Annotated in this window: 14 protein-coding genes; 4 read left to right on the forward strand and 10 right to left on the reverse strand. The window is 72.5% G+C overall.

The features are described from left to right. Positions 1 to 184: 184 nt before the first annotated feature. Entirely contained in the window at positions 185 to 568 is a 384-nt protein-coding gene (locus AB0C21_RS01230; RefSeq protein WP_500202095.1) for a tautomerase family protein, read from the reverse strand. Positions 569 to 679: 111 nt separating this feature from the next. On the opposite strand from AB0C21_RS01230, the gene AB0C21_RS01235 reads away from it, so the two are divergent. The 3 genes from AB0C21_RS01235 to AB0C21_RS01245 all read left to right on the forward strand — a co-directional run bounded on the left by AB0C21_RS01235 (position 680) and on the right by AB0C21_RS01245 (position 2,965). After that, entirely contained in the window at positions 680 to 1,144 is a 465-nt protein-coding gene (locus tag AB0C21_RS01235; protein ID WP_500202096.1) for an RrF2 family transcriptional regulator, read from the forward strand. Position 1,145: 1 nt separating this feature from the next. Next, positions 1,146 to 1,949, forward strand: coding sequence for a DNA-formamidopyrimidine glycosylase family protein (locus tag AB0C21_RS01240; protein WP_500202097.1), 804 nt, complete (start codon positions 1,146 to 1,148; stop codon positions 1,947 to 1,949). Positions 1,950 to 2,080: 131 nt separating this feature from the next. After that, complete coding sequence (locus tag AB0C21_RS01245; RefSeq protein ID WP_500202098.1) at positions 2,081 to 2,965, forward strand: LysR family transcriptional regulator; 885 nt, start codon at positions 2,081 to 2,083, stop codon at positions 2,963 to 2,965. Here the strand turns inward: AB0C21_RS01245 and AB0C21_RS01250 are convergent, their stop codons facing one another. From AB0C21_RS01250 to AB0C21_RS01270, 5 genes are all read right to left on the reverse strand, one after another. Then, positions 2,966 to 3,466, reverse strand: coding sequence for a hypothetical protein (locus AB0C21_RS01250; protein ID WP_500202099.1), 501 nt, complete (start codon positions 3,464 to 3,466; stop codon positions 2,966 to 2,968). A 144-nt stretch (positions 3,467 to 3,610) separates the two neighbouring features. Continuing rightward, positions 3,611 to 4,078: a Dps family protein gene (locus AB0C21_RS01255; RefSeq protein ID WP_500202100.1), complete on the reverse strand. Its 468-nt coding sequence runs from the start codon at positions 4,076 to 4,078 to the stop codon at positions 3,611 to 3,613. Between the two features lie 131 nt (positions 4,079 to 4,209). Continuing rightward, the gene (locus AB0C21_RS01260; protein ID WP_141577403.1) at positions 4,210 to 4,563 is read right to left on the reverse strand and encodes a helix-turn-helix domain-containing protein; all 354 of its coding nucleotides are present in this window, start codon (positions 4,561 to 4,563) and stop codon (positions 4,210 to 4,212) included. A gap of 111 nt (positions 4,564 to 4,674) precedes the next feature. After that, positions 4,675 to 5,970, reverse strand: coding sequence for a CinA family nicotinamide mononucleotide deamidase-related protein (locus AB0C21_RS01265; protein ID WP_500202101.1), 1,296 nt, complete (start codon positions 5,968 to 5,970; stop codon positions 4,675 to 4,677). 450 nt (positions 5,971 to 6,420) lie between these two features. Beyond that, on the reverse strand, positions 6,421 to 6,933 hold the full coding sequence (locus AB0C21_RS01270; protein WP_500202102.1) for a DUF1990 domain-containing protein: 513 nt from the start codon (positions 6,931 to 6,933) through the stop codon (positions 6,421 to 6,423). Positions 6,934 to 7,021: 88 nt separating this feature from the next. On the opposite strand from AB0C21_RS01270, the gene AB0C21_RS01275 reads away from it, so the two are divergent. Next, positions 7,022 to 7,825, forward strand: a complete 804-nt coding sequence (locus AB0C21_RS01275; protein WP_500202103.1) for an MOSC domain-containing protein — start codon at positions 7,022 to 7,024, stop codon at positions 7,823 to 7,825. A gap of 4 nt (positions 7,826 to 7,829) precedes the next feature. Here AB0C21_RS01275 and pgsA read toward each other — a convergent pair whose 3' ends face one another. The 4 genes from pgsA to AB0C21_RS01295 form a co-directional block, all read right to left on the reverse strand. After that, positions 7,830 to 8,423 carry a CDP-diacylglycerol--glycerol-3-phosphate 3-phosphatidyltransferase gene (gene pgsA, locus AB0C21_RS01280; RefSeq protein ID WP_149257676.1) on the reverse strand — a complete coding sequence of 198 codons (594 nt, stop codon included), beginning with the start codon at positions 8,421 to 8,423 and terminating at the stop codon, positions 7,830 to 7,832. Then, a complete protein-coding gene (gene rimO / locus AB0C21_RS01285) occupies positions 8,420 to 9,844 on the reverse strand; it encodes a 30S ribosomal protein S12 methylthiotransferase RimO (protein WP_500202104.1) in 1,425 nt (474 codons plus the stop codon). The genes pgsA and rimO overlap by 4 nt, the downstream gene beginning before the upstream one ends. A gap of 106 nt (positions 9,845 to 9,950) precedes the next feature. Continuing rightward, on the reverse strand, positions 9,951 to 10,703 hold the full coding sequence (locus AB0C21_RS01290) for a helix-turn-helix domain-containing protein (RefSeq protein ID WP_500202105.1): 753 nt from the start codon (positions 10,701 to 10,703) through the stop codon (positions 9,951 to 9,953). 145 nt (positions 10,704 to 10,848) lie between these two features. Continuing rightward, positions 10,849 to 13,515: a DNA translocase FtsK gene (locus tag AB0C21_RS01295; protein WP_500202106.1), complete on the reverse strand. Its 2,667-nt coding sequence runs from the start codon at positions 13,513 to 13,515 to the stop codon at positions 10,849 to 10,851. Positions 13,516 to 13,536 lie beyond the last annotated feature (21 nt).

The raw sequence follows: 13,536 nt of genomic DNA on the forward strand, positions 1-13,536 counted from the left end.
GCTCCGTCTCGCCTTGCGGCTCGCTGCGCGATCAGGTTCTTGCTTCGCTCGAACCTGCCTTCGGACGCGATCGCGACCATTGAGGTCGTTGCGTGGTTGCGGTGGTGGCTGAGCTCGTCGCGCGGCTAGCAGGACCCACGGCGCGCCCTCCGGACAAGAGCCCGGTTCCGGGGGGCGCGTCGTGTTATTCGAGGTACTGGGCTTGGCCGTGGCCGAAGGACCAGTCCGCGGGGGTGTTCTCGTGGACGACTATGAAGACGTTGTGAGGGGCCACGCCGGCGCGCTCGTGGGCCAGGGCGCAGACGCGCGCGTAGAGCTTCTTCTTCTGGTCGTCGGTGCGGCCGGCGCGCATGGTGATGTCGATGTAGACGATGCCGTCGTCGCGAGGGATGTCGAGGTAGGTGCCGTGCTTGAGCGTGCTCGCGGCGCCGTCGTGGCTCGTCAGGATCTGGAAGCGGTCCTCGGCGGGGAACCCGATCGATTCCATCAGGGCTTGGTGTACCGCGTCTCCCAGGACCTCCAGCCGGTGCGGGTCCATGCGGAGGGCATCAATACGGACGAGCGGCATGGTCACGCATCCCTTCGGGATCGGGTCGTCATCGAAGTGTACATACTTGTAGGTACAAATCCTGACGGGCAAGGAACCGAAGTAGTTCTATCGGCAAGGGATAATGGGGTTATGCGATTGTCCGCCCGGGTCGACTACGCGCTGCGTGCCGCCGCCGAGCTGGCGGTCGCCGGGAGTCATCCGGTGACCGCGGTGCAGCTCGCGGAGGCCCAGCAGATTCCGCCCAAATTCCTGGAGAACATCCTCGGACAGCTGCGCCGGTCCGGGATCGTCCGGAGCCAGCGGGGGCCCGAGGGCGGCTACTGGCTGGCGCGTCCGGCCGAGCGGATCTCGCTGGCCGACATCATCCGCGCCGTCGACGGGCCGCTGCTCGGCGTGCGGGGCGAGCGGCCCGAGCACGTGGGGTACGAGGGGCCCGCGCACTCCCTGCAGGAGGTGTGGATCGCGCTGCGCGCCAGCGAGCGGGCGATCCTGGAGCAGGTCACGCTCGCGCACATCGCCGCCGGGGAGCTGCCGGAGCCCGTCCAGAAGCTGACCGAGGACCCCTCCGCCTGGGAAAGCCCCTCGCTGATCTGAGATGCCCGAAGGCGACGTCGTCTGGCTGACCGCCCGGCGCCTGCGCGAGGCGCTGAAGGGGCGGGTGCTGACGCGTTCGGACTTCCGCGTGCCGCGGTACGCGACGGCCGATCTGCGCGGGCGGACCGTGCTGGACGCGGTGTCGCGCGGCAAGCACCTCCTGGTGCGGGTGGAGGGCGGGCTGACCGTCCACACGCACCTGATGATGGAGGGGCGCTGGCAGATCCGCAGGGCCGGGCCTCCTCCGCGCGACCACCGGGTGCGGCTCGTGCTGGCGAACGCCGAGTGGCAGGCGGTCGGGTCCTCGCTGGGGCTGGTCGAGTTGCTGCGCACCGACGAGGAGGACGCGGCGGTGGGGCATCTCGGGCCCGATCTCCTCGATCCCGACTGGGGGCCGCGGCTGGAGGCCGAGGCGGTCGCGCGGCTGGCGGAGGACCCGGACCGGGCGGTCGGCGAGGCGCTGCTCGACCAGACGAGGGTCGCCGGGATCGGCAACGTCTACAAGGCCGAGGTCCTGTTCCTGCGGGGCGTGCACCCGTGGACCGCCGTTGGGAACGTTCCCGACATCTCGGGCCTCGTGCAGCTCGCTCAGCGCCTTCTGGACGCCAACAAGGAGCGGCACGGCCACATCACGACCGGTCAGCTGGGGCGCGGGCGGGAGCACTGGGTGTACGGGCGGGCGGGCCGTCCGTGCCGGCGATGCGGCACCCGGATCGAGCGGGCGGACCAGGGCCCTCCGGGCGAGGCACGGGTGACCTTCTGGTGCCCCCGCTGCCAGCCGGTCGGCGCCCGCCCTGCCCCCTGAGGCTCCAGGGCGGGTCGCCGCCTTTGCGGGTCGCCGGATCCTGCGCCCTCATGGAGATCGTCTGCCCGAGGAGCACTCCAAGTCAATTCTCGGGTTTTCTTGGCGGTCCCCTAGGTCTAGCTTGGGGTTTTGTGACCTTGGACGACCTTCGCGTGTTCGTGGCCGTCTGCGCGGCGGGCAACCTGAGCGCGGTGGCGCGGGACCTGTCGTGCAGCCAGTCGGCCGTCAGCCAGCACGTCAAGCGGCTCGAACGCGAGACCGGGCTCGTGCTGCTGGAGCGCCGGCCGCGGGGCGTGGTGCCGACCCGCGCGGGGCGCATCCTGCACGCGGCCGCGGCGGAGGGCATCGCGGGGCTGGACGCCGCGCTGCGCCGGCTCGACGATCTGCGCCGCGGGGTCGGGGGCACGGTCCGCGTCGCGACCGGGGCCACGACCGTGCGGCACTTCATGGCGGCGGGAGTGGCGGCGTTCCGGGCGCGGCACCCCGACGCCGCGCTCCAGTTCGAGACCGCCGGATCGAGCCGCCGCTGCCTGGAGGCGGTGCGGTCGCACACCGCCGATCTCGCGTGGGTGACGATCGGGCCGCCGCTGGAGGGCGTGGAGCAGCGGGCGTCGCGGGAGTTGCCGTGGGTGCTCGCCGTGCACGCCGCCGATCCGCTCGCCGCGCGGGCGTCCGTCGCGCTGGAGGAACTCGCCGGGATCCGCTACATCGAACTGCCCGCGCATTCGACGTCCCGCGTCCACCTCGAAATGCACCTGGAACGTCACGGGGTGCGGCTCAGGTCCACGACGAGCGTCGCCGACTGGGACACCGCCCTCCTGCTGGCCGAACTGGACCTCGGCCAGGCGATCCTGCCCGCGCTGCCCGGCTGGGGAGACGGCTCGGGGGACGTGCGGCTGGTGCCGATCCCCGGCCTGCCGCCGCTCACCGCGGGATGGGCGGCACGCCGCTGGGACGCCCTGAGCCCGCTCGCCGTCGAGTTCGCCGAGACCGTCCTGGCACACCTGCGCACGTGATCAGCGCGCGGTCACCCGGCCGTTCGCGACGGTCAGCCCCACCTGCGGCGCGCCCTCGGGGCAGTGCCGCCCGTTCGGGAACGTCGCCTTCGGCGTGACGTCGAGCCGCTCGTCGACGAACGTCCGCCCTTCCGCGTCGCGCAGCTTCAGCGTCACCCGCACGGGCGCCTTGGGCAGACCCTCGATTCGGGCGAAGGCCCTCTTGCCCCCGTCAGGGGAGGCGGAGGCGCCGCAGACGGCGTCCGGCCCGTCGCCGTCGCAGCCGGTCGGCACGGTCTTCGAGGTCGGGCCCAGCTCGATCCGGGGTTCCTGGCACGTCCCGTCCCAGCACACCCGCAGGGACGCGGACGCGACACGGGACCCGTCGGGGACGACCAGGCTCACCCCGGGATCGGTCCCGATCAGCGTGCAGAGCCGTCCCGCGCCGTCGCCTTCGGAGCCGCAGGCGGCCAGGGCGAGCAGAGCGGCGGCCAGCGGCACGGCTCGGGAGAGAGGGTGCATACCCCCATCATCACTGCATCGCGGGCAGAGCACGGCCGAACGCGGAAAAGCCCCGGCCCCGCCGGGAGACGGCGGGGCCGGGGCTCATCGATCGGTCCGGCACGGGCACCGGGGCCGCGGCGCCTCGGGACCGGTCTCGTCCCGTCAGGTCTGCGCCTGGAACATCCAGTGCTGCTTCTCAAGCTCGGCGGTGATGCCGATGAGCAGGTCCTGGGTCACCTGGTCCGGCTCGTCTGTCGCCTTGATGCGCTCCCGGAACCGCGCGATGATCTGCGCAAGGATGTCGGTGATCGCGGCGACGACCTTGTCGTCGTCGAGGTAGCCGGCCTCCAGCTGCGGGAGCCGGGTACGGTCGGCGACCGTGCGGACGCGGCCGTCGGGGTTCGCCCCGATCGCCACCGCTCGCTCGGCGACGTCGTCCTGGCCGCTGCGGGCCAGCGCGACGATCTCGTCGAGGTGCTCGTGGACGACCTTGAAATTGCGGCCGGTGAGGTTCCAGTGCGCCTGCTTGGCCACCAGAGAAAGATCGATCAAGTCGACGAGAGCGCCCTGCAAGGCGTCCCCGGCGGCCTTCAGGTCCGACTCGGTGAGCGGGCTCTTGACCGACGCCATGAACGGGCTCCTTCCGCATCGTTACGGTTTATCCGTTACAACACGGGAGAATCCCCGCGAATGCCGAGTTCATGCCGTGAGGCCGCGCACACCCGCGGCCCCGGCCAGGGGCATGAACGCGCCGCCCGCGGTCAGGCGGCGACCATGTCGGCGCGGAACTCGCCGGTGATCTCCTCCGGGGTCTCCGGAATGCTCTCGGCGGAGATCCGCTCGTGCTCCGGCGCACCCGCCATGACGGGCTCGTGCTGAAGCTCGGCGAGGGCGAGCTGATCCGCGACTTCCCTCAGCACGTGCGACAGCGGAACGCCCAGGGCCTTGCAGATAGAGGACAGCAACTCCGAAGAGGCCTCTTTCTGCCCCCGCTCGACCTCGGAGAGATAGCCGAGTGACACCCGCGCTGCCGCGGACACCTCACGGAGGGTGCGTCCCTGGCGCAGCCGCAGCTGCCGCAGTACGTCACCGAGCAGCTGGCGAAGCAGGACCATCGTCTCGCTCCCTCCCTCAGTTCGGACCATCTGCCGGTTCCACCGTACCCGCCTTGACGGCGGCGATGGCAGACCGTTGATTTCGTGTTCGCTCGGAACGTAACGCTGTAATCAGCCCCTATCTTCCCGATCTTCCTGAGCCTGTCCGCTCCCGTCCTCGACGTCAAGCCCCAGAAGGCGGCGTCTCAGCAGCTCAAGCGCGTGTACGACGGTCATCCGCCGGATCACCGCGCGGATCTCCGGCCCCGCGCCGGGCACCGGGAGTTTCGGGCCGACCACCGTCGGCGAGTCTCCGGGTCCGGCCAAACCGACATAGACCGTTCCCACCGGACGGCCGTCCTGCGGGTCGGGACCGGCCACGCCCGTCACCGCGAGCCCGTAGGTCGCGCCGAGCGCGTCGCGGACGCCGGCGGCCATCGCGGCGGCCACGTCCGGGTGGACGGCCCCGTGCTCGGCGAGCAGGTCGCCCGGAACGCCGAGGAGCCGCTCCTTCAGCCCGGTCGCGTAGGCGACCACGCCGCCCGCGTACGTCGCGGACGACCCGGGCGTCGCGGTCAGCTCGGCGCCGATGAGGCCGCCGGTCAGCGACTCCGCGGTGGCGACGGTCTCGCCCCGGTCCAGGAGCAGCCGGTGCACGACCAGCCCGAGCGACTCGTCCTCGACCCCGTAGACCGACGGGCCGAGCAGCTCCCGGACGCGCGACTCCACGCCCGCCAGCCGTCCGGCCGCGTCCTCGCCGGACACGGTGATGCGGATCTTCACCTCGGCGGGATCGGGCAGGTAGGCGAGCTTCACGCCGTCCATCGCCTCGACCTCGGCGAGGCGGGTCGCGGCGACCGACTCCCACAGCCGGGCGGTGCGCAGCGTGCGGCGCGCCACCGCGGGCAGCCCGGCGATCCCCGCGAGCTCCGGCAGCACGATCTCGTCCATGATCGTGCGCATCTCGAACGGGACGCCCGGCAGGGCGTAGACGACCCCGCCGGGCAGCTCGACGCGCAGGGCGGGCGCCGAACCGGCGGAGTTGGTCAGCGGCCGGGCGCCCTCGGGGACGTCGGCCATGCGCAGCGCCATCGGCTGCAACTCGCGGCCTGCCCGCGCCACCCGCTCGCGCAGCCGCCGCTCCAGCTCCGCGTCGCGGACGAGGGCGACGCCCGCCGCCTTGGCGAGCGCGTCGCGCGTCACGTCGTCGTAGGTGGGGCCGAGCCCGCCGGTGGTGATGACGGCGTCGGCCCGGTCGAGCGCCGACTCCACCGCCGCGACGATCACGTCCAGCTCGTCGCCGACGACCACGCTGCGGGTGACCTCGACGCCGTGGTCGGCGAGCCGGCGGCCGAGCCACGCGGCGTTCCCGTTGATGGTGTCGCCGAGGAGCAGCTCGTCCCCGACGGTGAGCAGTTCGACCCGCATCGCGTCCCCATCCGTCCCCGTTGCGCAGGCGCCCCGAATCCCAGGCGCCCCCGAATCTACCGGCGGGCACCGACGACGGGCCCGGAGGACCGCCGGTTCACCGGAAGAACCGGCCGAATGAGGACGACACCGGCCCCGGCCGCTTCGCACGGTCCAACCGGCATAACGCTTTTCCGTCGTCGAGAATTGGGACGGCCGCGTTTTCTGTCCGCCGCGCGCGGGCCTCGGAACACCGCGCGCGGCACGGGCGCCGCGCGGAACGCGCATCGTCGCCGCACGTCGCCGGCTCCGGCCGCCGACAAGCAAGGGAAGCGCAGGTCACATTGTGAGTCAAAACTCATTCGGTGGATTCGTGCGGGCGGACGCCGGCAGGGATAATCGAATACCGCGGCACCCCTTGGAGCGGGGCCGCGGGGCCACGACCGGGGTGGGCGTGGTCCCGCGGCCCACCTAGGCCCGCGACAGGCGGCGCAGCACGGCACCGCAGCGGCGGGCGTAGGAGCGCTGGAACAGCCTTCCGAACGGGCCCGCCAGCTTCGCCGCCGCCGTCGCCGGACGGCTGAACGCGGTGACCGTCAGCCACACGTCGCCCTCGTCGTCCAGGTGCACGACGAACGACTCCTCCCCCGACTCCGGGTGGCCGGGGAGCGTGCCGTACGCCCATCCGGCGTAGCGCTCCTCCTCGCGCGTCCACACGATGCGGCAGGGCGCCTTCAGGCGCAGCGGCCCGACGCCCAGCCCGATCACGACGCTCACGCCCGGCGCGGCGCGCGGCGCCGACGCCTCGACCCGGACCGGGAGCGCGCGGTGCATCCAGAACTCCATGACCGCGTCCGCGGCGTTCCGGAACGCCGCGGGCCCCTGCCCGACGAGCATGCGCTGCCGCATGTGCCGGTACCCGGCCGGGCGCTCCGCTTCGTGCGTCGCGCCGACCTCGGCGTAGGTGAAGTCGTCCCCGGTCATGCCCTCCGGCCTCCAAACTGACGAATCCGCGTCAAGTATGGCCCGTGCCCCTGGCCACCGGGTCGAACCGGTCCGTAACGTCCGTCGCATGAACGCCATCGTCGCCGGGCTGAACGTCTTCCCGATCAAGAGCGCGGGGGCCGTCCCGGTCACCGAGGCCGAACTGACCCCGGACGGGCTGCGCCACGACCGGGAGTTCATGCTCGTCCGGCCGGACGGGCGGCACCTGTCGCAGCGGGAGGCCCCCGAACTGGCGCTGCTGCACCCCGCCTTCGACGGCGTGAAGCTCAGCGTCCACACCCCGCTCGCGCCGTCGCCCCTGGTGTGCGAGGCGGTGGACGGCCCCGCCCTCGACGTGACCGTGCACCGCCGCCCGTGCCAGGGGATGGACCAGGGCGACGACGCGGCCGGCTGGTTCTCCGAGGTCCTCGGACTCCCCTGCCGCCTCGTCCGCTTCACCGGGACCCGTCCCACCCTCCTCGGCGGCGGCACCCTGACGTACGCCGACGGCTACCCCGTGTCGGTGCTGTCGGCCGAGTCGCTCGACGACCTGAACCGGCGGGCGGACGCCCGGTTCTCCATGGCGCGCTTCCGTCCCAACATCGTCCTGCGCGGCCTCGGCCCCTACGGCGAGGACGCCGTCACCCGGCTGCGCGGCGACCGGGTGGAGATCGAACTCGTCCGGCCATGCGGCCGCTGCGTCATCGTCAACACCGACCAGGACACCGCGCGCCGGTCCCCCGAGCCGCTGCGGGCCCTCGCCCGCTACCGGACCGAGCGCTTCGCCGGCGTCCGCGAGATCATGTTCGGCCGGCTCGGCATCCCGCGGGCGCTCGGCGTCCTCCGTGTGGACGACGAACTGAGCGCGAGCTGTGAGCCGGCCGCGTCCTGAAGGTTCAGGAGGCGTCGGCGGACGGACGGCGCATGCGCCAGGCCTGGACGACGTAGTCGACGCCGGTGACGACCGTGACGACGAGGGCCGCGCCCATCGTGGCCCAGCGGACGTAGTCGAGCGGGCCCGGCAGGATGTAGAAGCCGATGGCGATGACCTGGAGCATCGTCTTCAGCTTGCCGCCCTTGCTCGCCGGGATCACGCCGCGGCGGATCACGACGAACCGCATCAGCGTGATGCCGATCTCGCGGACCATGATGGCGGCGGTCACCCACCACCACAGCTCGCCCATCACCGACAGGCTGACCAGCGCCGCGCCGGTGAGCGCCTTGTCCGCGATCGGGTCGGCGATCTTGCCGAAGTCGGTGACGAGGCCGCGCGCCCGGGCGATGTCACCGTCGATCTTGTCGGTGATCGAGGCGACCGCGAACACGGCGAAGGCGGCGAGCCGCATGGCGGTGCCGTCCAGGAAGAACAGCCAGACGAACAGCGGCACCAGCGCGATCCTGAGGAGCGTCAGGGCGTTGGCGATGTTCCAGACGCCGGCCGGCGGCGGGTCCTGCGCGCCCGCGACCGGATCCGGGGTGCCGGCGATCATGACACGTCCGCGATGAGGTCCACCCCGTCGCTGCCCACGACCCGGGCCTCCACGATGTCGCCGAGCGCGAGCCCCTCGCCGCGGACGAGGACCGTCCCGTCCACCTCCGGCGCCTGGTGCTCGGCGCGGCCCTCGAAGCCGCCCTCCTGCTCGGCCCTGTCCTCCAGCAGGACGCGGATCCGGCTGCCGACGCGGTCCTCCGCGCGCTGCGCGGTCAGCTCCTCGGCGAGGCCGGACAGCTCCTCGACGCGGGCGGCGACGTCGGCGGGATCGAGCTTGCCGTCCAGGTTCGCGGCCTCCGTGCCCTCCTCGTCGGAGTAGCCGAACACGCCGACGGCGTCGAGCCGGGCCGCCGACAGGAACTCCACCAGCTCCTCGAAGTCGTCCTCGGTCTCGCCGGGGAACCCGACGATGAAGTTGGAGCGCACGCCCGCCTCCGGCGCCAGCGCGCGGATCTGGTCCAGCAGCCCGAGGAACCGCTCCCGGTCGCCGAACCGGCGCATCGAGCGCAGCACCGGGCCGCTCGCGTGCTGGAACGACATGTCGAAGTACGGGGCGACGCCGGGCGTGCCGCAGATCGCCTCGATGAGTCCGGGGCGCGTCTCGGCGGGCTGCAGGTAGCTGACCCGGACCCGCTCGATGCCGTCGACGGCGGCGAGGGCGGGCAGCAGCTTCTCCAGGGCCCGCAGGTCGCCGAGGTCCTTGCCGTAGGACGTGGAGTTCTCGCTGACGAGGACCACCTCGCGGACCCCGTGGCCGGCGAGCCAGCGCGCCTCCTCCAGCACCTCCGCGGGCGGGCGCGAGACGTACGCGCCGCGGAACGCGGGGATCGCGCAGAACGTGCAGCGCCGGTCGCAGCCGGACGCCAGCTTCAGCGGCGCGACCGGGCCGCCGCCGAGGCGCCGCCGCAGCACCCGCGGACCGGACGCCGGGGCCACGCCGTCCGGCAGGTCGTCCTGGCCGCCGTGCCCCGGGACGGCGACCCGGGCGCCGTGCCGCTCGACCGGGCTGATCGGCAGGAGGGTGCGGCGGTCGCGCGGGGTGTGCGCGTCGCGCCGGCGTCCCGCCATGACGTCGTCGAGGCGCTCGCCGATCGCGGTGTAGTCGTCGAAGCCGATCACCGCGTCGGCCTCGGGCAGCGCCTCGGCCAGCTCGCTGCCGTACCGCTCGGCCATGCACCCGGCCGCGACGACCTTGGCGCCGGAGTCGTGCGCGGCCAGCAGCGTGTCGATCGAGTCCTTCTTGGCGGCCTCGATGAACCCGCAGGTGTTGACGACCACGACGTCCGCGCCGTCCGCGCCGTCCGCGCCGTCCGCCAGGTCCCAGCCCGCGCCCTCGATGCGCGCGGCGAGCTCCTCGGAATCGACCTCGTTGCGGGCACAGCCGAGCGTGATGAGTGAGACCTTGCGGCGAGTGGACATGCCCCTAAGGTAATGGGCGCCCGCGCTGGAGCGGACCATCGGCCCGCGGCATCGGCGTGGGAAGTCGTCCCGCCGGAAGCGCCCGTCCCGGAGCCCCGGGTCCGGATCAGGCGGACTCGGGGTCGTTGCGGTCGAAGGTCAGCCGCTGGACGCCCTTGCCCTTGCCGGGCGATCCGAGGTCCTTGCCGTTGACGGTCAGGTTGACGCTGCCGCCGATGCCGACCACCAGCCGGACCTTCTTCTTGGCGGTGAAGTCCTTCTGGTCGCCCTGGCGGAGCATCCCGCTGAACAGCGTCTTGCCCTTGTCGCCCTGGACGTTCAGCCACGTGGTCCGCTTCGCCTCGACCCGCACCTCGACCTTGGTGCGCGGCGCCTCGGCGACCGGGGAGCTGCTCGTCGGCGGCGCGGTCGGGGCGGCGGACGGGGTGTGCGGCGCGGGCGTCCCGGCGACCTGCCGCGCGGTGCGCCGCTCGCCGCCGCCGTGCCCGACCACCTGCACGATGCCGTAGATCACCACGAGCGCGAGGGCGAGCGCCATGGCGGCGCTCCAGTTCGGCGACCGGCGCTCGCGGAACGCGACCGGCTGCTCCGGCTCGAACGCCGACACCGCCGAGACCGGCTGCGGGGCGCCGCCGTGCGCGGCGTCGAACTCGGCGACGAGCGGTTCCGGATCGATGCCGATCACGCGCGAGATGCTGCGGATGTGGCCGCGGGCGTAGAAGTTGCCCCCGCATGCGGAGAAGTCGTCGGCCTCCATGCTGCGCACGACCGTCTCGCGTATCCGCGTCTGGAGGCTCACCTGTGTCACCGAGAGACCGGCCCGCTGACGCTCCTCCGCCAAGGTCTCACCGATGCTCACGCCGGGCCTCCTCTGAGGAGCTCGTGGCCGATCACGCACGACTGTGAAACCAGTCTAGGAACCGGCGTGCCCGTTCGGCGACAGCCAACACGTTCGAAACAGGGCAAGATTTCGCATCATTCCGCAATGCCCCGGCAGCGCGCGCTCAGCCGCCGCCGCGCAGTTCCGCGAGCACCCCGGGGAGATCATCCGGCTTCGCCAGCACGTCGCGCGCCTTGGAGCCCTCGCTGGGTCCGACGATGTCGCGGCTCTCCATCAGGTCCATCAGCCGCCCGGCCTTGGCGAACCCGACGCGCAGCTTGCGCTGCAGCATCGACGTCGACCCGAACTGGGTGGACACGACCAGCTCGATGGCCTGGACGAGCAGGTCCATGTCGTCGCCGATCTCCTCGTCGATCTCCTTCTTCGGCGCGCCGGCCGCGGCGACGTCCTCCCGGTAGCTCGCCTCCATCTGCCCCTTGCAGTGGTCGACGACGCCGTGGATCTCCTTCTCCGACACGTACGCGTTCTGGATGCGCATGGGCTTGCTCGCGCCCATCGGCAGGAACAGGGCGTCGCCCTGCCCGACGAGCTTCTCCGCGCCCGGCTGGTCGAGGATGACGCGGCTGTCGGACAGCGAGGAGGTCGCGAACGCCAGCCGGGAGGGCACGTTGGCCTTGATGAGGCCGGTGACGACGTCGACGGACGGGCGCTGCGTCGCCAGGACCAGGTGGATGCCGGCGGCGCGGGCCAGCTGGGTGATGCGGACGACCGAGTCCTCCACGTCGCGCGGCGCGACCATCATCAGGTCGGCCAGCTCGTCCACGATCACCAGCATGTACGGGTACGGGGTGTAGACGCGCTCGCTGCCGGGCGGCGCGGTGAGCTTGCCCGCCTTCACCGCCTTGTTGAAGTCGTCGATGTGCCGGTACCCCGACGCGGCCAGGTCGTCGTAGCGGCGGTCCATCTCCCCGACGACCCAGTCGAGGGCCTCGGCGGCCTTCTTGGGGTTGGTGATGATCGGCGTGATCAGGTGCGGGATGCCCTGGTACATCGTCAGCTCGACCCGCTTGGGGTCGACCAGGATCATCCGCACCTCGTCGGGGGTGGCGCGCATCAGGATCGAGGTGATCAGGCCGTTGATGCACGTCGACTTGCCGGCGCCGGTGGCGCCCGCGATGAGGATGTGCGGCATCTTCGCCAGGTTCGCCACGACCGTGCGCCCCTCGACGTCCTTGCCGAGCCCGACGATCATCGGATGGTGCTCGTTGGTGGCGGCGGGCGAGCGCAGCACGTCGCCGAGGCTGACGATGTCCTTGTCGGTGTTGGGGATCTCCACGCCGATCGCGGACTTGCCGGGGATCGGGGAGATGATGCGCACGTCGGCGCTCTTCACCGCGTAGGCGATGTTCTTGGTCAGCGCGGTGACCTTCTCGACCTTCACCGCCGGGCCGAGCTCGATCTCGTACCGGGTGATCGTCGGGCCGCGGGTGAACCCGGTGACCTGCGCGTCGATGTCGAACTGCTCCAGCACGCCGGTGAGCGCGTTCACCACCGTGTCGTTGGCCTTCGTGCGCGGCTTGGACACGCTGCCGGGCCGCAGCGTCGACGGGTCGGGCAGCACGTAGATCTCGCCTGACGACGACAGCGGCAGCTGCTCGGTCCGGCGCGGCGCGGGCGTCGGGTCGCGGACCTCGGGATGGTCGGCCTCGGTCGCCGGATCGGCTGACACGGGGTCGGCGGCCATCGGATCGTCGACCATGGACGCGCCGGCGACGTGCTCGTCCATCGGCTCGTCGTCGGGGGCCGGGGCGGGGGGCGGGACCTGCCCGCCGAACGGGTCGGGCTCGAACAGCTCGTCGGCGAGGTCGCGGCGGGGCCGGTCGGCCTTCTTCGGCGCGTCCTCCAGCAGCGGAGTGTCGTACGGCCGGGAGTGCTCGCCGACCTCCAGCTCGTCGCCGTCCTCGGACTTGCTCTTGCGGCGCCGCTTCTTCGGCGCGCTCTCGCCCTCGGCCTCGTCGGCGGCGGGGCGTTCGGGACGGTTCTGCAGCGTCGCCACCGCCCACAGGTCGGCGACCCGCTCGGGGACCTTCGCGATCGGCGTCGCGGTGACGACCAGCAGCCCGAACCCGGACAGGAGCAGCAGCAGCGGGACGGCCACCCACCCGCTCAGCGCCGCGTCCAGCGGGGCCGACACCAGCCAGCCGACCACGCCGCCGGACCCGCGCACGCCGTCCATGTCCTTCGCGGGGGACGGGACGCCCGCGGCGATGTGCAGGATGCCGAGGACGCCGACGCCGAGCGCGGTGATGCCGATGACGACGCGGCCGGTGTCCTCGTGGTGCTCGGGGTGGCGCAGCGTCCGCCACGCCAGCAGCGCCAGCAGCACGGGCAGCGCCATCGCCAGGATGCCGAGCCCGCCGCGCGCGACCTTCTCCAACGCGATGGTGACGACGCCGTCGGGCCGGAACCAGGTCACGGAGGCCAGCACGATGGACGAGCCGAGCAGCGCGAGGCCGAGGCCGTCGCGGCGGTGCTCGGGGTCGAGGTTGCGGGCGCCGTTCCCGTACGCGCGGAACACCGATCCGACCGTCACCGCGGCGAGCAGGTACAGCCTGAACAGGAGCTTGAAGAACCCGAGCACCGCCTGGGAGAACGGGTCGGGCTTCTGGGGAGGGCGCCCGCGGCCTGAGCCGCGGCCCCCCTTGGAGCCGCCGCTCCCCTTGGGGTTGCCGCTCGGTCGCTTCCGGGGGGACGAACCTGCGGGCTTGCGAGCCGCCGTGCCCCCCGCACGCGAGGAGGCTTTCGCGCCTCCAGACGCACGTGTGGCCATGGTTATGAGAGTAACCAAGGA

It is taken from the genome of Spirillospora sp. NPDC049024 (assembly GCF_040649235.1).
Lineage (GTDB): Bacteria > Actinomycetota > Actinomycetes > Streptosporangiales > Streptosporangiaceae > Spirillospora.

Bases quoted from the DNA above. Each gene is read 5' to 3' on its own strand.
- AB0C21_RS01230 (WP_500202095.1), bottom strand. From the start codon at position 568: ATGCCGCTCGTCCGTATTGATGCCCTCCGCATGGACCCGCACCGGCTG.
- AB0C21_RS01235 (WP_500202096.1), top strand. From the start codon at position 680: ATGCGATTGTCCGCCCGGGTCGACTACGCGCTGCGTGCCGCCGCCGAG.
- AB0C21_RS01240 (WP_500202097.1), top strand. From the start codon at position 1,146: ATGCCCGAAGGCGACGTCGTCTGGCTGACCGCCCGGCGCCTGCGCGAG.
- AB0C21_RS01250 (WP_500202099.1), bottom strand. From the start codon at position 3,466: ATGCACCCTCTCTCCCGAGCCGTGCCGCTGGCCGCCGCTCTGCTCGCC.
- AB0C21_RS01255 (WP_500202100.1), bottom strand. From the start codon at position 4,078: ATGGCGTCGGTCAAGAGCCCGCTCACCGAGTCGGACCTGAAGGCCGCC.
- AB0C21_RS01260 (WP_141577403.1), bottom strand. From the start codon at position 4,563: ATGGTCCTGCTTCGCCAGCTGCTCGGTGACGTACTGCGGCAGCTGCGG.
- AB0C21_RS01265 (WP_500202101.1), bottom strand. From the start codon at position 5,970: ATGCGGGTCGAACTGCTCACCGTCGGGGACGAGCTGCTCCTCGGCGAC.
- AB0C21_RS01270 (WP_500202102.1), bottom strand. From the start codon at position 6,933: ATGACCGGGGACGACTTCACCTACGCCGAGGTCGGCGCGACGCACGAA.
- AB0C21_RS01275 (WP_500202103.1), top strand. From the start codon at position 7,022: ATGAACGCCATCGTCGCCGGGCTGAACGTCTTCCCGATCAAGAGCGCG.
- pgsA (WP_149257676.1), bottom strand. From the start codon at position 8,423: ATGATCGCCGGCACCCCGGATCCGGTCGCGGGCGCGCAGGACCCGCCG.
- rimO (WP_500202104.1), bottom strand. From the start codon at position 9,844: ATGTCCACTCGCCGCAAGGTCTCACTCATCACGCTCGGCTGTGCCCGC.
- AB0C21_RS01295 (WP_500202106.1), bottom strand. From the start codon at position 13,515: ATGGCCACACGTGCGTCTGGAGGCGCGAAAGCCTCCTCGCGTGCGGGG.